General features: G+C 45.0%; 13 protein-coding genes. 12 read left to right on the top strand and 1 reads right to left on the bottom strand.

The window, feature by feature from the left end; genetic code table 11:
- Positions 1 to 41 precede the first annotated feature (41 nt).
- The gene (locus ACE3MZ_RS12500) at positions 42 to 1,277 is read right to left on the bottom strand and encodes a family 16 glycosylhydrolase (protein WP_411342499.1); all 1,236 of its coding nucleotides are present in this window, start codon (positions 1,275 to 1,277) and stop codon (positions 42 to 44) included.
- 557 nt (positions 1,278 to 1,834) lie between these two features.
- On the opposite strand from ACE3MZ_RS12500, the gene rhaD reads away from it, so the two are divergent.
- From rhaD to ACE3MZ_RS12440, 12 genes are all read left to right on the top strand, one after another.
- Positions 1,835 to 2,683 carry a rhamnulose-1-phosphate aldolase gene (rhaD, locus tag ACE3MZ_RS12495; RefSeq protein ID WP_411342498.1) on the top strand — a complete coding sequence of 283 codons (849 nt, stop codon included), beginning with the start codon at positions 1,835 to 1,837 and terminating at the stop codon, positions 2,681 to 2,683.
- 237 nt (positions 2,684 to 2,920) lie between these two features.
- A complete protein-coding gene (locus tag ACE3MZ_RS12490) occupies positions 2,921 to 4,453 on the top strand; it encodes an acyl-CoA synthetase (protein ID WP_411346781.1) in 1,533 nt (510 codons plus the stop codon).
- 291 nt (positions 4,454 to 4,744) lie between these two features.
- Positions 4,745 to 7,117 carry a putative bifunctional diguanylate cyclase/phosphodiesterase gene (locus ACE3MZ_RS12485; RefSeq protein ID WP_411342497.1) on the top strand — a complete coding sequence of 791 codons (2,373 nt, stop codon included), beginning with the start codon at positions 4,745 to 4,747 and terminating at the stop codon, positions 7,115 to 7,117.
- A 104-nt stretch (positions 7,118 to 7,221) separates the two neighbouring features.
- Positions 7,222 to 9,651 (top strand): putative bifunctional diguanylate cyclase/phosphodiesterase, encoded by a 2,430-nt coding sequence (locus ACE3MZ_RS12480; protein WP_411342496.1) that lies wholly within the window; start codon positions 7,222 to 7,224, stop codon positions 9,649 to 9,651.
- 198 nt (positions 9,652 to 9,849) lie between these two features.
- Positions 9,850 to 10,782, top strand: coding sequence for a LysR family transcriptional regulator (locus ACE3MZ_RS12475; protein ID WP_411342495.1), 933 nt, complete (start codon positions 9,850 to 9,852; stop codon positions 10,780 to 10,782).
- 9 nt (positions 10,783 to 10,791) lie between these two features.
- Positions 10,792 to 11,913: a 5-methyltetrahydropteroyltriglutamate--homocysteine S-methyltransferase gene (locus tag ACE3MZ_RS12470; RefSeq protein WP_411342494.1), complete on the top strand. Its 1,122-nt coding sequence runs from the start codon at positions 10,792 to 10,794 to the stop codon at positions 11,911 to 11,913.
- 772 nt (positions 11,914 to 12,685) lie between these two features.
- Positions 12,686 to 13,828: a 5-methyltetrahydropteroyltriglutamate--homocysteine S-methyltransferase gene (locus ACE3MZ_RS12465; protein ID WP_411342493.1), complete on the top strand. Its 1,143-nt coding sequence runs from the start codon at positions 12,686 to 12,688 to the stop codon at positions 13,826 to 13,828.
- A 289-nt stretch (positions 13,829 to 14,117) separates the two neighbouring features.
- A complete protein-coding gene (locus ACE3MZ_RS12460; RefSeq protein WP_411342492.1) occupies positions 14,118 to 14,357 on the top strand; it encodes a YkuS family protein in 240 nt (79 codons plus the stop codon).
- Positions 14,358 to 14,675: 318 nt separating this feature from the next.
- Positions 14,676 to 15,602 (top strand): alpha/beta hydrolase, encoded by a 927-nt coding sequence (locus ACE3MZ_RS12455; RefSeq protein WP_411342491.1) that lies wholly within the window; start codon positions 14,676 to 14,678, stop codon positions 15,600 to 15,602.
- Positions 15,603 to 17,127: 1,525 nt separating this feature from the next.
- A complete protein-coding gene (locus ACE3MZ_RS12450; RefSeq protein ID WP_411342490.1) occupies positions 17,128 to 17,805 on the top strand; it encodes a GNAT family N-acetyltransferase in 678 nt (225 codons plus the stop codon).
- Positions 17,806 to 17,884: 79 nt separating this feature from the next.
- A complete protein-coding gene (poxB, locus tag ACE3MZ_RS12445; RefSeq protein ID WP_411342489.1) occupies positions 17,885 to 19,615 on the top strand; it encodes a ubiquinone-dependent pyruvate dehydrogenase in 1,731 nt (576 codons plus the stop codon).
- 236 nt (positions 19,616 to 19,851) lie between these two features.
- Entirely contained in the window at positions 19,852 to 20,739 is an 888-nt protein-coding gene (locus ACE3MZ_RS12440; RefSeq protein WP_411342488.1) for an EAL domain-containing protein, read from the top strand.
- Positions 20,740 to 20,834: the final 95 nt, after the last annotated feature.

The raw sequence follows: 20,834 nt of genomic DNA, 5'->3' as shown, positions 1-20,834 counted from the left end.
ACAGGAGAGCCTTGGGCTGTCCTGTTTTTTGATATACGTAGTTACTGCTTCACCAGCTCAAACGATTCCCACGCACCGCCGACGCTGCTACGGTTAGCGATCAATGATCCGCTGCCGCCGTTCTCGGCGGTTACATACATATTATTCGCAAGTGACTTCAACGTTCGTTTGCCATCTGCGGTCGTTCCTAGCTCAAACGTTTCCCATGTCCCGATTGCTGTTTTGTTAGCAATGAGTGGGCTGGTGCCGTTATTGTCAGCGGTCACATATTTGCCGTTAATCATCGAACGTAGGGCGATACGGTTATTGCCCAGATCGATCTGCTCAAAGCGTTCCCATGTGCTTACAGTATCTGAACGAGCGATCAGCGCGCCATTGCCATAGTTTTCGGCAGAGACGTATTTGTTGTTAGCACCTGCTTTGAGGGCTACGATGTTATAACCATTTTGACGTTGGAATACATGCACATAATCGACCTGATATTTTTGCGGGAAGGTTGTGCTAGCATCCGGGTTGCCCGGCCAATTGCCACCGACTGCCAGATTGAGCAGCAGGAAGAACGGTTTGTCAAACGCCCATGTGTTATCGCCTGCATCGACTGGTGTGCGGGTATGATACAGATTGCCATCTACATACCAGCGAATCACTGCCGGTTCCCATTCGACTGTATACGTATGAAAAGCATTGCTAAAACGCTCGCCAATCGTATAGCCGGCAGAGAGTCCATTGGCTCCCGAGTAGCCGGGTCCGTGAATCGTACCATATACGGTGTTCGGAGCGACAGGCCCTACATATTCCATAATGTCGATCTCACCACTGCCTGGCCACGGATTGCTGCCAATATCGCTGCCTAACATCCATGCAGCAGGCCAAATGCCTTTACCGTATGGAACTTTGGCACGGATCTCGATTTTACCGTATTTGACATTGAATTTATTTGCGGTAGTTAGGCGAGCAGAGGTGTACTGATAGCCCTGCATATTTTCCTTGTTCGCTTGAATAACTAGATTGCCATTGTCCATATACGCATTTTTCGTACTATTCGTATAATATTCCAGCTCATTATTGCCCCAACCGCCGTTGTTGCCAATTTCCTGATTCCACTTGGACGTATCGACTCCGGTGCCATTGGCTCCGTTAAAATCGTCTGCCCAGATTTGCACCCATGGACTGGATGATGAAGCAGAAGCTGTGGAGGGGCTTGCACTCCATGGAATAACCAGTGTTGCCGAACAGATGAGGGAAAGTAACATTAAGCCTGTCTTTTTGCCTTTCATGCGTAAATACACTCCTTTTCAACATAAGGTTGGCAAAGCAAATTTCGATTCAGTAAACAAGCATAGAATACTTTGAATTGTGCCATACAAAATAAGAAATTTATTCCAGTTCAGTGTAATATAAAAACGCTTACAAAAATACTTGTTTATGCAAATTTCCTTAATATGATATTCGGTTGGAATAGTCGGGCTAAAGTATATGAAATGAGAAAATGAGAAATTAAGCTAAGTGAATAAAGCTAAGTGAGTAAAGCGGACTACAAGCTACTATGTAAGTAATACAAGCAATACAAGCAATACAAGCAATACAAGCAATACAAGTTAATTTTCAGACATAAACAGAAAATAAATGTTTATTTATTTTTGAATATGTTTGTTTTTTATTGACTGTACATAATAAAAAGAGTATGATAAACACATACAAAAGCCTATTAACGATCATCAAGACTCGTGAAGCTCAGTTGATGTTTCATACGTTTCTTCAGTTCTGCGCCTAAGCCAGTTTCGTTACGTCTTATCTATTCTTGTGAAAAAAATTACATTCAGGAGTGATAATCATGAGTACCTTACCTGTCAATGAATATGTAACACAGCACCATTCGCTGGACATTCCTTTCGTTCATGAAATGGCGAAGATTACACAATGTATGTGGAAATCCGGCTGGGATGAGCGCAATGGTGGCAATGTCAGTTGCATTCTGGATGAGCAGGAAGTCGCTGCCTATATCGATATTCAGGACGTGAAACGTACGCTGCAACCAGCATTTCCAGTGCATGAGCTGGCTGGACGTTACTTTATCGTGACAGGTTCGGGCAAATATTTTAAAAATGTACTGGATGATCCAGCAGGTAATCTTGGCGTATTGCGCGTATCGGCAGATGGAGAACAGTTGGAAGTGTTATGGGGATTGGAGAATGGAGCAGTACCGACGAGTGAGCTGCCCGCGCATTTTATGAGTCATATAGAGCGGTTGCGGGTTGATCCGCAGCACCGCGTCGTCATTCACAATCATGCGACACATACTCTGGCGATGACCTTTGTCCATGATCTGGATGAAAATGCGTTCACTCGTACACTGTGGGAAATGTGCACCGAGTGCGTGGTCGTATTTCCTGACGGGATTGGTATCATTCCGTGGATGGTGCCTGGATCGAGTCAGATCGGTCGTGCTACTGCGGACAAGATGAGAGAACACCGCGCTGTCATTTGGCCGCAGCATGGTATTTTTGGAACAGGCGGTTGTATTGACGAGGCATTTGGTCTGATCGAAACGATTGAGAAAGCCGCCCAAATTTATATGCTAATCGCTCATCTACCGATCCGTCAGAAAATTACACAGCAGGAGCTGATAGATCTCGCGCAAGCATTTGGCGTTACGCCGCGTGCTGGTATTTTGGATTTATAATGATAGAATACTAACAATAGAATCGCATCGTTTCAATCCATTCCGACGATCCTGTGAACGACATTCATGTTGTGAAAGAACCTTGAAATGTTAAATTAGTATTAGAACCTGGTACTAGGACGTGCTATACTGTATGGAAGCTTAAGAACTGCATTTCATATTATATAGCATAAAGGGGTCATCACATTGAATCAACAGGATTGGATCGCACCGGAACGATACAATATCACGTCGAAAATGGAAAAACATAACCCTACCAAGCTCGCATTGAAATGGCTGAATGAAGCTGGTGAGCAAGCAGAGATTACGTATGGCAATCTGCTAGAACAAGCGAATCAGCTCGCTAACGGTATGCAAGAGCTTGGATTGAAGCGCGGCGACAAGGTGCTGGTCATGGTACCAAGACAGATTGTTGCCTATATTATCTATCTGGCTTGTCTGAAAAGTGGCATCGTCATCATTCCATCTTCCGAAATGCTACGCGCCAAAGATCTGGCGTATCGTCTGCATCATTCGCAAGCACGCGCCGTTATTGCCTGGTCAAGCGTAACGGCGGAAGTCGACAAGATCGACGATCATCTGCCGGAATGGGCTTGGAAAATCTCGGTTGCTGCGGATGAACGCGAATTACCCGCTAACTGGTTGGATTTGCGCGGATTGATGAATGAACAATCTGAGCAATTCACCGTCGTTGATACCCATCGTGACGATATGGCGATTTTGGCGTATACGTCCGGCACAACCGGCAATCCCAAAGGCGTTGTACACAGTCACGGCTGGGGCTATGCTCATCTGCGCATTACCCGCCCATGGCTCGATATTCGTGAACAGGATACCGTCTGGGCAACCGCCGCACCGGGCTGGCAAAAATGGATCTGGAGTCCATTCCTATCCGTACTTGGCTGGGGCGCAACTGGGCTAGTATACAATGGACCATTTCAACCGCATAAATACTTGCAGCTATTGCAGCAGCATGGTGTCAACGTGCTGTGCTGTACACCAACCGAATATCGTTTAATGGCAAAAACGGAAGGGCTGGGCAATTATGATCTGTCAGCGCTGCGCAGTGCTGTTTCCGCTGGTGAGCCGCTGAACGAAGAAGTCATTCATACGTTCCGTCGTCATTTTGATATTACGATTCGCGATGGCTACGGTCAGACCGAGAGCACGTTGCTGATCGGCAATCTGACGGGCGCGCCCGTGCGCCTTGGTGCGATGGGACAATCCATTTCGCCGGGACTTGTTGAGATTATTGATGAGCATGGTCAACCGCTGCCAGTTGGCGAAGTGGGCGATATTGCCGTACGTAATGATATGCCAGCATTGTTTCAAACGTATTACCTTGATCCACAGCGCAAGCAGCAAAGTGTAAATGGTGATTACTTTGTGACTGGCGACCGTGCACGTCGCGATGAAGAAGGGTACTTTTGGTTTGAAGGTCGTGGCGACGATATTATTATCAGCTCCGGTTATACGATTGGACCATTTGAAGTGGAAGAGGCGCTGATGAAGCATCAGGCGGTGAAGGAATGTGCAGCCGTTGCCAGCCCGGACGAGATTCGTGGTCATATTGTCAAAGCATTCATCGTATTGCGCGACGGGGTGGAAGGTTCACCCGAATTAATACGTGAGCTACAAAGCCATGTCAAAGAGTGGACAGCCCCTTACAAATATCCGCGTAAAATCGAATTTGTCAGCGATCTGCCCAAAACCAGCTCCGGCAAAATTCGCCGTGTCGAGCTGCGCGATCAGGAGCATAAACAGCAATAATTGCTACGTTACAGATACGATTCAAAGCAAATATCAAGGTCAAGATCATGCGTGAAAAATGTAGTTGTTGATCATCATTGTCATCTGCATTCTGATGTATGGGAGAGCGTGGTTGAACGGTATAGTGCCGTCAACCACGCTTTTTTGCATCCGAATTACTACCTGTCGGCCCAAAATGATACAAATATCGACAAAAATATACTAATTAAGCCTATTAGATATAACTTTTTGAACGCTTCGTTTCGATATGTAAGATAGGACGCTTTTTGATTTCAGCTGGAGGGCGACAGTATGTATGTATTTGTGATTGCATTTTTTATCTCTTTTGTTCCTTTTGTAGCCCTTGGTCTTTTGGCATTGAAGATTTTGTGGCGACATCCGGATCATGCTTTACACCGGCTGACGATGTTGTTAATTAGTGCAATTGCGCTAATTTTTTTGTCGGATTTTTTAACCCAAGTGTTGGATCATCATATTGCCAGGCAGATCACGATTCGGGGAACGTACATTTTTAGCTTTGGCGCGATGGCATTGTTGATTTATTTTTTCACCAAATTGAGTCGGGTAACGTTACCCGGTTTTGTGCTGCATACAGCGGCGGCTATCCCCTTATGCGGCATTGTGCTGATGGAGTGTATACCATCTGTTTTCAGTATTACCGTTGCTCAGGGACGATATTGGCGGGTTGAAGTACAGAGCATTGGCTTTCAATATCTGGTCATCGTCATTTCCTGTTATACGATGATCTATTTACTACTAATTATGTGGTTTGGGTATCGTAAATTAAAGAGTAAACGTATCTATCAGCATGAACAACGCATGATGCTTACCATTATCCGGGGAAGCTTCTATGCGGTTGTATGGTTGTTAACGAGCTTTGTCATTAGCGAGTGGTTGCGGGATAACCCGTATGTACCTATTGACAGTCTGCCTACATATGCTGGACTCATTCTGGCTTATACTCTACAACTGTCGATGAGTAAACATCAATTTTTGATTGGGGAAGTGCAGCGTTATAAGCTGTTATTTACGCTGTCCACACATGGGATTGCATTGATTAATTCCCGTGGGATTGCGATTGAGATGAATCCTGCGTTTCGTACGATCATGGGCGTAGCTGCTGATCGGAACGATGTGAGTGTGCTTCAACTGTATCCAGAGGAGCAGCGTGAAGACATTATCAATATGCAAAAAAAGGGCTATAGCGAACGCCGAATGCCACAAGGAATACAATTACCCGTTATCAACTTCCTTGGAGATTCGCTAACGATTGAAGTGAATAGTGACTTTTTAGAAATCGAAGGCGAATTGTACTGCTATGCCATGATTCGCGATATTACCAAAGAGCAAAAGGATCAACAGCGACTGCTGGAGCTAGCATATACCGATTCGTTAACTGGGCTTGCCAACCGTTATCAATTCAGTCTGTATATTGAGCAGATGCTAAAACAATGCCGTGCAGATGGTACTCATCTGGCTGTGATGCAGATGGATGTCGATCATTTTAAATGGATTAACGATACGATGGGACATTCTGCTGGCGATCAATTGCTCGTTCATATTGCCGGTTTAATCCGTCGGCATATTCCAGAAACAAGTCTGGTTGCGCGTATGGGTGGCGACGAATTTGCACTGCTTTCCGTACTGACGTCAGATCAATTGCAGCAGGAAGCGACTGAGATCGCCAATCGTATTTTGTCAGGATTTCACCTGGAAGTGAATTTGAAGGAGAAATATTACGATGTATCCTGTAGCATTGGAATTTACATTTCCGAGAATGAACGGGATACACCGGAAATGCTGCTCAGTCATGCGGATATTGCGATGTATCATGCCAAGAAGCTAGGTCGTAATCAGTATCAAATCTTTAACGAGCAATTGAAAAATTCCGCGGAACGATTGATGCAGCTACAGCGCGGATTGGAAGCAGCACTGAAGTATAACGAGTTCTCGCTCGTCTATCAGCCTCAGGTTGATATCCGTACCGACCGTACTGTTGGGGTAGAAGCATTGCTCCGCTGGAACTCTGCTACGCTCGGCACGGTATCACCGCAGGAATTCATTCCAATTGCAGAACAGAACGGTCTGATTCGTCCGATCGGCGAATGGGTTATGAAAGAAGCGGCACGTCAGGCGGCGGCATGGGAGAGGGATGGTACAGGTAAGTTGAAAATGTCAGTCAACGTATCTGCCAGTCAACTCAATGATCCGCAATTTATTGTGAAAATGCGGCATGTACTAGAGCAGACTACGCTACCGCCGCAATTGTTTTGTTTGGAATTTACAGAGAGCGTGGCGATTCGCGAGAGCGAACACATTCATACTATATGTGAAAATGTTATCACCATGGGCAGTTCACTGTCAGTCGATGACTTCGGCACCGGGTATTCATCGCTGCGCACCGTCACCAGCATTCCATTTGAATGTATCAAAATCGACCGCTCGCTCGTCTTCGATATTGATCGTAATCCGCGCAATGAAGCGGTTGTACGCTCAGTACTAGAGCTGGCAGAGCAGCTTAATATGAGCGTACTAGCGGAAGGCGTTGAGACGGTACGACAGGTCGAATTGCTGAAGCAACTTGGTTGTCATTATGTGCAAGGGTATTATTATGCACGCCCGATGAGTGCAGATGAATTGCGTCAATGGCTCATCTCAGGTTGACAGTCGTTTCCAGCCAACTCCAAAGGAACAAAAACCTAACAATTTACGCCTGATCTTTCGATAATAAGTTAAGTGGGTTACCTTCTGTCTGGAGGAAAAAGCGTATGTACGTATTTTTGATGTCTTTGATTCTTTCATTTATTCCGTTTATACTGCTGGGATTTCTGGCTATTGAGATATTGCTTCGTCACCCGAATCATCCGTTACATCGGCTGACTATGGTGTTGATTGTTCTTCTCGCCTTGATTTTCTTGAGCGATTTTCTGACACAATCGTTAGACTTTCCGATTGCCAGTCAGATCAATCCGATCACAGCATATGTATTAAGTTTTACTGAACTCACGTTATTGATTTACTTTTTCACAATTTTAAGCCGCATCAAAATATCAGGAATCTTACTGCATATGGTAGCGGTAGTGCCTCTCAGCGGCATTGTTTTGATGTTCTTGGAACCGGATGTTTTCCATGTCAGTCTCATCCAGGGCGATTACTGGCGCGTGGAATTGCATAGTGTTAGTTTTGATACGATGTTTATGGTCATTGCTTGTTATTCATTAGCTTATTTGCTGATGACTATTATTTTTGGTTATCGCAAATTAAAGCTTAATCGTGCCTACTTACGTGAGCAGCAGATGATGCTGACGATGGTTCGCGGCGGAATTGTCGCTTCGATCTGGCTGATTGTTGCCTTTTTGCTGGGCAATGTGTTACCCGAAAATCCAATCGTTCCGCTTAACAATCTGCCTTCGTATGCTGGATTGATTCTTGCCTGCACATTACGCGTTGCCATGAACAAGTATGAATTTCTAGCAGCGGCAGAGCAGCGGTACAAGCTAATCTTTTCCCTATCTAGTGGGGGAATCGCACTCGTTAATGCAGCCGGAATCGCTGTAGAGAGCAATCCGGCATTCCGCGAACTGGCGGGCGAAGACGATGAACAACGCGATATCGATATCTTTGAATTGTTTTCAGAAGACAGCAAAGTTCGATATATGTATTTGTTTGAGCAGGGCTTTTTGCAAAAGTCACTGCCGCAAAATATGCAGATTCAGATCATTAACCGCAAGGGTGTTCAGTATACGGTAGAAGTGAATAGTGACTTTCTGGAAATGGAAGGTGAAGTGCATTGCTATTTGCTCATTCGGGATATTACGCAGCAGCAAAAAGACGAAGCGCGTCTGCTCGAGCTTGCATATACCGATTCCCTAACTGGTCTTGCGAATCGCTACCAATTCAACTTGCGTCTAGAAGAAGCTTTGGAACGCTCACGTATATACAATCATCGTGTAGTCGTCATGCAGATGGATCTGGATCATTTCAAATGGATTAATGATACGATGGGACATTCGGCAGGCGATCTGCTACTGATCAATGTGGCGCGACTGATTCGTCAGCATGCTCCGGAAAATAGTCTTGTGGCACGTATGGGCGGGGATGAATTTTCACTGCTTGTTGAGTTGCCAACCGATGAAGATGCGGATGCGCCTGCGGAGATGGCAAGCCATATTCTGCGCGGATTCGCCAAACAGATTGCATTGCGGGAAAAATACTACCACGTATCATGCAGTATCGGCGTCTGCACCGCACCGCTGGATGGCGGCGACCCGGAAACTCTGTTACGCAATGCAGATACGGCGATGTATGCTGCCAAGCAAATGGGACGTAATCAGTATCAATTGTTTAACGAGACACTGAAAAGCACAGCGGAACAGTATCTGATGATGCAACAAGGTTTGGAAACAGCGCTGGAAAATGAAGAGTTTTCGCTTGTTTATCAGCCGCAGGTGGATAGTGAGACAGGCAATATGATTGGTGCTGAAGCGTTGCTGCGCTGGCATTCTGCGGAATTAGGATTTGTCTCGCCACAGGACTTCATCCCGATTGCGGAGCAGAGCGGTATGATCCGATTGATCGGCGAATGGGTGATGCAGGAAGCAGCAGAACAGGCAGTGCGCTGGATGAATGAAGGGTACTTTACCGATATGCAGATGTCAGTTAACGTATCTGCCAGCCAATTGACTGATCCATATTTTGCCCACAAAGTAGAAACGGTACTGAAACAGACCGGCTTGCCTCCGCAGATGCTTTGTCTGGAATTTACGGAAAGTGCTGCAATCCGTGAAGATGAGCAGATTATGGCACTATGTAATGAGATTGTCAAAATGGGCGTAACGCTGGCTGTTGATGATTTTGGTACGGGGTATTCGTCGATGCGTACAGTGACCAGCTTCCCGTTTCATTTTATCAAAATCGATCGTTCCCTCGTATACGATATTGATCGTAATCCGCGGAACGAAGCGGTCGTACGCTCCGTACTGGAACTGGCTGAACAGCTCGGTATGAAGGTGCTTGCCGAAGGTGTAGAGACTCAGCAGCATGTACATCAGTTGCTACAGCTCGGTTGTCATTATATTCAGGGGTATTATTATAGTCGACCGATGAAGACGGCAGATTTCAAGAAGTGGGTTGATGATCGGGCGCTGGAATTGAAGCGACTTGAGGTCGTCGAGGATATTCGGATTGCTGGGCAATAACGCTAGATACGAAAAGATTGTTCGGTCATAACCGGGCAGTCTTTTTTTGTATTTGTTTTGTTCATTTGTTGGCTTTCTAGTGAAGGCTCTTGGATTCCGATAGCTATCTGTGCTACGATAACTCCGTGTAAAGATAGACAGATCCGCCCCGGACGTACAGCGGCGGATCTACAGTCATACAGTCAAAGGGGGAACGGCATGACACTGCAACAGCTCCGCTATGCGATCGAGATTGCAAATTGCGGCTCGATGAACGAAGCCGCCAAGCGGTTATTTATTTCCCAGCCGAGCCTATCCAATGCGATCAAGGAATTGGAAAACGAGCTGGGCATTTCAATCTTCGACCGGACGAACCGGGGGATTAGCATTTCGGTAGAAGGGATGGAATTTCTCGGATATGCACGCCAGATTATTGAGCAGGCGGAACTGATCGAGAACCGTTATCATGGCAGCAAGCGTAATCTGACTCACTTCTCCGTATCGACGCAACACTATGCGTTTGTCGCAGATGCATTTGTGAAATTGATGGATCAAAGTGACATTAGCGAGTATAATCTGCATCTACGCGAGACCCAAACATACAATATTATCGAGGATGTCAAAACATTGCGTAGCGATATCGGCATCCTGTATATTAACGAACGTAACTTCAAAGTCATGAACAAATTGTTCAGTGATGGCAATCTGATGTTTACACCGTTATTTAATACAAGCCCACATATCTTCATCCGTGCCGGTCATCCGCTTGCGCAGAAAGAGTATGTCACGACTCAGGATGTGGCGAATTATCCGTATATTACGTTTGATCAAGGAGCAAACAATTCGCTGCATTTCTCGGAGGAGATGGTCAGCTTCTCGACGGTAGGCAAGAGCATCAAGGTGAATGACCGGGCGACGCTAGCCAATCTGCTGGCAGGCACAGACGGGTATACGATTGGTACGGGCATTCTCGTGTCACAGTTTAATTATGAGCAATTGATGTCGGTTCCATTACAGACGAATGAGGATTTTACAGTGGGCTGGATTGCGCACAAGGATCGTAAGCCGAGCGAGATTGCTTCGCGATATATTGATATTTTGAATGATCTGGTATCCAACAGTTATCTGAATATGAATCAATTTTTATTATAGGGGGAGCATATGCCAATTCCAATGACAGGTACGCGTCGAAATCATCCTCCATTCCGCTGTGATATTGTAGGCAGTTATCTGCGTCCAGAACAGCTGCGGGAGGCACGATTTCAATTTGAAAGTGGCGAGATGACGGCGGCTCAGTTGAAAGTGATCGAGGACGAGGAGATCGCGCTGTTGGTTGCCAAGCAAAAGGAAATGGGCTTGCAGACAGTGACAGATGGTGAATTCCGTCGTGGCTGGTGGCATCTGGACTTTTTTAGCGGGGTACAGGGGACAGAGAAGATCGGATTGCCGACGGCGGGGATCGATAACCGTAACCGGGCGGAGAGCTTCCGTATTGTGGATCGGATTTCCTTTGGCGATCATCACATGGTCGAGCATTTTCGTTATTTGCGGGATCTTGCCGGTGATCGGATGGCGAAGATGACGATTCCATCGCCCGCGCTCTTTCATTTTGTGGAAAGTTATAACGGCAATGACGTGTATAACGATCCAGAGGAGCTGAATCAGGATATTATCGCGGTGTATCGAGAAGCGATTCAGGCATTTTACGATGCTGGTTGTCGATACTTGCAGCTGGATGATACGACATGGGGTACGTTGTGCAGTAGTCGACACCGGATGCTGATTCGTAATCGCGGTCAAGACCCAGATCAGCTGGCGCGTGATTATGTGCGATTGATCAACGAAAGTATTGCTGGTCGTCCAGATGATATGGTAATTGCACTGCACGTCTGTCGCGGTAATTTCCGTTCGACGTGGTTTGCAGCTGGTGGATATGAGCCGGTAGCAGAGGAACTGTTCGCCAATGCGGAAGTGGACGCCTTTTTTCTGGAATACGACAACGAACGATCAGGCGACTTCCAGCCGCTTCGCTATGTCAAAGACCAATATGTTGTGCTCGGATTGGTCACGACCAAGCATGGCGGATTGGAAAGTAAAGACGTGCTGAAGGAGCGAATCGCTGAAGCGACGCAGTATATCGATCTTGACAAATTGTGTCTGAGCACACAATGCGGCTTTGCTTCGACAGAGGAAGGCAATATGCTGACCGAGGAAGAACAGTGGAACAAAATCCGCTTAGTGCGCGAGACAGCAAACGAAGTTTGGAATGGCAATTCGGTATAAGATCATAAAGAAATGAATGATATAAAAACGGAAGTAAATGAAATGTATATTCTACTTGCTCATTATTAATATTACACCTAAAATAGGGATAATATGGAATGGGGGATTAGGATATTGAAAAAGATAGGTTTCGCCTTAATCGTTATGGTCATTATGCTGATTGGGCATACGAGTACAAGTTATGCAGCATCTATTAATCCTGCACAAATATACGTTTATTCGTATGATGGTAAGGTTTTTTTAGGAAGTTTATCTACGAACACGTATAATGCGAATTCAGTATTTAACACGTATGGTACGTATGGAAGTAAATACAATAGTGCAAGTATGTGGAATTCCTATAGTACGTATGGCAGTAAATATTCTTCGTACAGTGCGACTAATCCATACACCTCTACACCACCTGTTCTTGTGTATCGTGGGAAAGTTGTTGGGTTTGTTACAGCGAACCCTTACTTATCGCACGGTGTATCTCTACAAAATTTGTGGGGATTTGCATTGTCTTTTTAAAGTTGTAGTATCATTTGAATGATATGCTTGAATTGCCTCAGCTTATAATTTCACTGCTACATGTACATGATGCAGACTCCCGATTTATTTGGGAGTCTTTTTATTTCACTACGCCAAACAACCAATATTGCCGCTATAGCCTAAAGCTAAACCGCTATAGTTTTAATTTATAATAGGTCATAGCTTTTTGAACTTATGCCGAAGCGCTACCTCCGTGCTATAGTAGATCCAACGCAAATGAGGGTAACGAGGAGGCAATACTATGAGTATCGTATTCAACAATGAGCAAGCCGTTCAACGCAAAAATGTTCCGTTTCGCAATGACATCGTAGGCAGTTTCCTGCGTCCAGCAAACTTGAAAGAAGCGCGCACGCAGTTTCAAAATAACGAAATTACCGCTGAGCAACTTCGCAGCATCGAAGATGAAGAAATCACCAAGCTGGTTCAAAAGCAAAAAGAAGTCGGTCTAAAAGCTGTAACCGATGGTGAATTCCGTCGCTCTTGGTGGCATCTTGATTTCTTCTGGGGCTTTGAAGGTGTAACGAAAAAAGTATTGGGCGAAGGCTATCTGTTCCATGGCGTAGAGACTCGCGCTGAAACGGCATACGCATCTGGCAAAATCAAATACGCCAATCACCCGCATCTTGATGATTTCAAATTCCTGAAACGTGTAGCTGGCGACGATGTGATTGCTCGTCAGACGATTCCTTCTCCAGCGCAGCTGTTCTTGGAACTGAATCGCAATGAAGAGAACCGCGCTGAACTTGCGAAAGTGTACAGCGATAACAATGAACTGGTTGCCGATGTTGCCAAAGCGTATCGTGATGCGATTCTGGCATTTTATGAAGCAGGCTGCCGCAATTTGCAATTGGACGATTGCACATGGGGCATGCTGTGTGATACGAAATTTACCGAAGCACAAGGCATTGATACAGCGGTTGTTGCCAAGCTGTATGCGCATCTGAATAACGAAGCAATCAAGGATCTGCCAGAAGATCTGACCGTCACAATGCACGTATGTCGTGGTAACTTCAAGTCTACATGGGCAGGTAGTGGCGGCTATGAGCCGATTGCCGAAGTACTGTTCGGAACTGTAAATGTAGATGCATTTTATCTGGAATTTGATACTGATCGCGCGGGTGACTTCTCACCACTGCGGCATGTACCAGCGAACAAGCAAGTTGTACTCGGTCTGTTCAGTTCCAAAATCGGCGAGCTGGAAAATAAAGAAACGATCTTAAAGCGGATTGAAGAAGCGACCGAATTCCTGAACATTAACCAGATTTGCCTTAGCCCACAGTGCGGCTTTGCTTCCACCGAGGAAGGCAATATTCTTACCGAGCAGCAGCAATGGGACAAGCTACGATTTATCAAGGAAATTGCTGACGAAGTCTGGCATTCCTAACAGCATAGCAATATGAGAAGGAGTATGTCTCTGTATACACAAGAGACATCCTGTTTTCTTTTATATGCTGCAAAATATCCCACACTTCAAGTATCTCCAACGTAACCGCAACATAGGAATAAGCGAACTTTATGTATAAAATGATATAATTAACGTTTCAATATGGCTGATTATGGGGAAGCACTGTAATAGAAAAGCATACATGACCTGTCATTTCATCATTACCTATAATGGCTTGATATATAATGACCTGTGCATCCATGCTTACATTTTAAAGGAGGTTATTCCCATGGCTAAAATTGCAGTAGAAAAACCTTTTGATGACGTAAAAGAAGCACTTGTCGCGAAAGGACACCAGGTAGATCTGGTAGAAAGCGACCAGGAAGTAAAAGGTTACGATCTGGGCGTTGTGCGTGCAATTAACGATGGTGATAACGATCTGTACGATTTCCCGGTGATCAGCATTGATGGTCAATCCATTGATGAAGTGGTCAGCCGTGTTGAAGATCATCTGCAAAAGCTGCAATAAATGAACAGAGACTCATAACATCAACAGAATAACATCAAGAGAACAACAACCTAATGAGAAAAGCCGTATTTCCATACAAAGGAATGCGGCTTTTTATCTGTTATATGTATTCATTCTGTCTTGTGCTATTCCGTCGCGTATCCATCTAGTTGCAGTTCAATACAGTGTTCTAAGTGTAAGTGAGCTTCGGCTCTGCACAAATTGCTTTTGTCTATGTCAATACGCTAAAGTAAAGTCAGGCAGTACCATTTCTATGTATCCGAGTTTACTATCATCCCATTCATACTATTTATAATTTGGAAAAAGGAGCTTGATCTTATGCCACTTGATCCGCAGGTACAAGAATTTCTTGATACATTTAACAAAATGCCGATTCCGCCACTGCATACGATTGATCCCAAATTAATCCGCAGCATGGAAGGGAAAATGGCAGAGCAGCGCCAGAGTACACCTGTTCATGAAGTAACTGATATACAGATGGAACTCGCTGATCGTACAATAAACGTTCGCAAATACACACCACATGAGCAGCCGATCCATCCAGCGATTGTCTTTTACCATGGAGGTGGCTGGGTATTGGGAAGTCTGGATTCCCACGATGAATTATGCCGCCGTTTGAGTGTGGCAGCCGGTGCCATAGTTATCGCTGTTGAATATCGACTGGCACCGGAGAATCCGTATCCAGCAGCTGTGTGGGATGCGTATGATGCTCTATGTTATATTGCAGAACATGCAGCAGAGTGGGGAGTAGACAATCAAGCCATCGCTGTTGCTGGTGATAGTGCAGGTGGGAATCTAGCTGCCGTCGTTTGCCTGATCGCCAAAGACAAGGGAGCACCGTCCATCAAAGGGCAACTGCTTATCTATCCATCGACTGGCAAAGGGGAAAACACCGATTCTTACCGCGAGAATGGGCAAGGATATATGTTAACCGCAGAGACGATGACATGGTTCCGGCAAAGTTATTTTAGCAAGGGCGAAAATCAAGATCAGCCGTATGCTTCACCGTTGCTGTATTCTGATCTAAGCGGATTGCCACCAGCGATCATCATTACCGCTCAATACGATCCTTTGCGAGATGATGGAGCACAATATGCCGATAGTCTACAACAAGCAGGCAATATAGTAGAGTATCAGAATGAAGAGGGGATGATTCACGGCTTCCTGTCCATGCTGCAATTTGATCGTTCCGGCGAAGTGCTGCAAGAGGCGGGGGAGAAGATTCGCCATATATTATTATCCTGAATTTCATACCATTGGACAAAATGAAATCCCCCACATCCTTGAATCAACAAGACTGTGGGGGTTTAATCGTTAACAGCAATATTCAATTTTAAACGTTCCTCCTATACGTATACACAATCCACATGCCTGACATGGTTACTTTCGCCGTCCATGCTTGCCGATCGTCGATGCTCTGCAGTCGCAGACAATCGTTTAGCGATTGTTTACTTGATTGCCGCAGCCATTTTCTACTGGCCTGTTGGCAATTTATGTTATTCAATCCAAGATCGATTGAATAATGGGTCCGCACATTTCCCTGTTAACCATCCATGTCGCTGCATATGGGATGATTTCCAGCATACAACGTCTTCACGAAAAATGCTTTCACGTGCACTTCTCAAGCGTGAACTACGCCTTAGTATGCATCGCTAACCTGCTTCATTGGAATCCTGCTCCCTTCCTAACAAGTTGTTGTAAGCTTGCTCGAAAATAGCATTTTCCTCTGTTCACAGCCTTTCTGAAGTTTGAGAAATACGTACTTCACATACTTGTACTTTCCTGAAATCGTACTGATTTATTACGAAATACGAAACGTATTCATAGGTGATGTCCCACATATCCACGATCTGCGAAAAATGTTTTCACGGACATTTCTCTATGTGCAGTCGATTATAATATGCTTTGCTAACGTTATTGCATCGGAATCCTGCTCCCTTCTCAGCAACTCATATCATTTGCTTGAAAACAGTTCATTCCTTACCTACTTTCTCAAATTCATAAATCAACAATACAACTTATCATACACATTTTGCATCCCGCATACTCCAAAGTCACGAAAAATGCTGTCACTACACTTTTCTTGCGTGAAGTTGTGCCAGTATGCTTCGCTAACCTTTTCCAACGGAATCCTGCTCCTTTCTTGCAAGTAGAATATGCTTGCTTGAAAAAGCTTCCTCCTACAGTCGTCAAATGGGATAAGTGTTGTCTTCACATACCTTCAATCTGCGCAATATGGACGTTTTCACGGACGCCAGTTTGTTCTGCAGTCGAAACGGTATGTTCGCTAACCTACTCCATTGGACGTCTCTCCTTTCCTGAGGATAGGAATTGAGTGGATATCACCGCTAACAACGCTAGTGATGCTGTATGTTGAAGCGTTAATGTTGGTGATGTCTACATCATAAACCCCTCCTACTGAAATTGAAAGCGGTGTAAATTGCGTTAAATCAGTGTAAAATCCGGTTTGGAGCAAATACATCCCACTTACGTTAAAATCCATCTTTTTCCTTTTATTTCGTCCGTTTTTCGTGTATACGCATTTGTAAATGTTGTAAACAAATCATATTTAAAATCTCAGTGTTAAGCGAATGTAATCTCTACGCAATCATCAAGCTTCGCTCTTGGATATTCATTCTGAATTGCCGTCTTAAAGTGGGCGAGATGTGGGTAATACAATAATGAGCATACTTCTATGAGCGTAACATCAATGTATATCCAATTATGAGACGTGCAAAATACAGGTGAAGACGAAACGGAGGAGCATGGCATGAGAAACCCAATCAAAGAATTAAAAGGTATTAAAGATAGCATTAACGAGGTCAAGCAAACGATGGATGGTATCAAAGGTACACTTGATGATGTAAAAGGCGATGTAGATCAGGTGCAAAAGCGTCTGCAAAACACAATGGATCACGCCAAACAAACATCTGAAAAGGCTCAATCATCAACCCAGCAACTCAAGCAAAGTCTGCAAAAAGCCAATACAGGCATGACCCAGTCCAAGAAACATATCGCATCTACCAAAAAAGATATTCAACAAGGCGTTAGTATTGTTAAAGGTCTATTCGGCGTAGTAACGCAGCGTACACCCGCTGAAGAATCCGGCTATACAGCAACTGATCGTGCCGCCGATCAAGCCAGTGCTGGAACACAGCTAATCGAAGGTGGACAATTGTATCAAGAAGGCACTGCCTTTTTCTTAAAAAAAGAAGAACAGGTTATCGGTGAGATTACATACATTCCCGGTCCATTCAGCGATACATGGACATTAAACCATACGTATGTACATCCAGATTTCCGTGGTGGCAATATCGCTAAAGGTTTGCTGGATCAGGTCGTTAACGCTGCGCGCGCTGAAAATAAAAAAATTCTGCCTGTTTGTTCTTATGCCGCAGTCCAGTTCAAACGGGACAGCAGCTATAACGATGTGTGGTGGAAAGAATAAAAGCTTATTTACAAATGATACATCTACAAATGATAAGTCGGTATATTGTCACACATAGTAGAAACGGAAGGTGAATACATTGAAAAAAACAATTGCAGATGCAGTCGTAGAAACATTAGTAAACGCAGGCGTGAAACGCATATTCGGAATTACCGGGGATTCGCTCAATGCGATCATTGACGCGGTTCGTCGTTCAGGCAAGATTGAGTGGATTCATGTGCGGCATGAAGAGGTAGCCGCATTTGCTGCGGGTGCAGAGGCGGAGTTGAACGGTACGATTGCTGTGTGCGCAGGCAGCAGCGGTCCCGGCAATCTGCATCTAATCAATGGTCTATATGATTGTTATCGTAACCGAGTGCCTGTCTTGGCGATTGCTGCTCATATCCCAAGTGATGAGATTGGTAGCAGCTATTTTCAGGCAACGCATCCAGAAATGATATTCCAAGAATGCAGTGACTTTTGTGAAGCAATTATGACTGAGAAGCAGATGCCGCGTACTTTAACGATGGCGATTCAAACTGCGATTGCCAAATCGAGTGTGTCAGTCGTTATTTTACCAGGAGATATCGCTGGTTTGGAAGAAACAACGCATCCAGTACCAGAGCAGGTGGCATATCCAACACGTCCTGTTATCGTGCCGAACGATGCGGACTTGCAAAAGCTGGCAACCTACCTCAATGAAGGCAAAAAGATCTCCTTATTATGCGGAGCAGGTTGCAAATTCTCTCATGCTGAATTAATGGAATTGTGTCAACGACTGCAAGCACCGATGATTGTAGCGCTACGTGGTAAGGAGCATTTGGAATACGATAATCCGTACTTTGTCGGTCTGACTGGATTGATCGGTTATTCGTCTGGTTATCATGCGATGATGGATTGCGATGTATTGCTGATGCTGGGAACGGACTTCCCGTATCGTCAGTTTTATCCAGAGAAGGCGACTATTTTGCAGGTGGATATTGATCCTTCTCATCTGGGGCGCCGTACGACGCTTACCTATGGACTATGTGGCGATGTCAAAGAAACGGTGAACCGCCTCTTGCCACTACTCACTACTGAACATAATAGCAAGCATCTGGACAAGTCGCTGGATCGCTATCGCAAAGTGCGTGAGGAACTGGATGAGATGGCAGTGAAAGGGAATAACAGTAGCAAAGGGTTGCATCCGCAATATTTGACCAAGGTTGTTAGCGATGCTGCTGCATCCAATGCAATCTTTACTGCGGATGTAGGAACACCAACGGTCTGGACAGCGCGTTATTTGGAGATGAGCGAGCAGCGCCGTTTGATCGGTTCCTTCAATCATGGTACGATGGCGAACGCTTTACCACAAGCGATTGGCTTGCAAGCAACGGAACGGGATCGCCAGATTATTTCCTTCTCTGGCGATGGTGGACTCAGTATGTTGATGGGTGATCTGATCACACTGAAGCAGCACAATTTGCCAGTCAAAGTCGTCGTGTTTAACAATAGTGCACTTAGCTTTGTTGAGCTGGAAATGAAGGCTGGAGGTTATCTGGAATCTGGTACAGATCTGCATAGCACCGACTTTGCTGCGGTTGCTAATGCGCTCGGCATTCAGGGGATTCGAGTGGAAGATCCAGAGCAGTTGGAAGATGCGGTACAACGCGCACTGGCGCATGAAGGTCCGGCATTGCTGGATGTAGTCGTGAATCGTCAGGAGTTGTCGATGCCGCCATCGATTACAGGTGCTCAAGTTAAGGGCTTCTCACTCTGGATGGCAAAAGCAATCATGAATGGACGCGGTGATGAGTTGATTGATCTTGCCAAATCCAATTTGTTTCGATAATAGGGCTAGCATACTATAACTAATATGATCCCAAAGATCGGTGATATAAGCTGATTGTATGCCTATATTACTAAATGAAAGAATGAACAATCGTTTTCCAAAGCGATTGTTCATTCTTTTTTTATTTTTTATGTTAAATTAACGATTTTTCTTGAAAAAAATGTTACTATAGACCCATCATAATTCACGCAACAGGAATGATTGTCCTGGCTTTCGCATTCAAAGGATGAATACACATGAAAATCCCCTTTCTGACCAAGCGAGCGAAGTACGGAACGTACGATTATTTGGAATATTTGCAGTATACAACAGGGCATTTGATTACGTCCCAGCGTCAATTTTTCAAACTCAAACAGATCATGAAGCAACAACAGCTCGCTACGTTTTTTCAGCCGATTCTGAATTTGCAGGATGGCAGCTGTCTCGGTTATGAAGTGTTGAACCGTCCGCCATTCTGTCGGTTATTCCCACATACCGATGCATTTTACGATTATATTGGCGGTACGAATCAAGTATTTGCATTTGAGCAATTTTGCCGTGAGTTATCGTTTAAACGTTATCGTGAGGCGTTAGATTATTCACCGTCGGCTGCGCAGGGCGCCGTATTCATCAATGTTCATCCAGATGTGCTGGGCGATACGAATTATCGGAGCGGAGAGACGCTGCGGCATCTATTCCGTTACGGGCTCAAGCCGGAGCAGATTGTATTTGAATTGACTGAAAAGCAGGCGGTGGAAGATTACGAAGCATTCGAAAACGTACTGTCCAATTACCGGGATCAGGGATTTCGGATTGCTATCGATGATGCTGGATCAGGATATAATAGCCTCAAATCGATCGTCAGTCTGAAGCCAGAATTCATTAAGCTGGACAAGTCGCTGGTGCGGCATGTCGATTCACGTCCTGATCAGCAGCGTGTCGTAAAATTACTGCAAGAATTCGCGCTGGAATCGGGTACGCATATTATTGCGGAAGGCATTGAGCGGACAGAGGAATTGCTGTTTTTACATCATCATCATATTCAATTTGGACAAGGCTATGCACTGGGTAAACCGGCAACCTCACTCAAGTATCAATGGATTGCCGAATGGTGTACAGATGTATCCGGTCAATACGAAGCGTGAAAAAAAGGGATTGACGAATCGGGGAAGGATACAGTAATCTGTTCACTACATATTCCGGAACATGATCTATACGAGTATTGCAATGATCGGGCTCC

The sequence above is a fragment of the Paenibacillus sp. WLX1005 genome (assembly GCF_046603685.1).
GTDB lineage: Bacteria > Bacillota > Bacilli > Paenibacillales > Paenibacillaceae > Saccharibacillus.
This window is presented reverse-complemented; position numbering and strand designations above follow the sequence as displayed.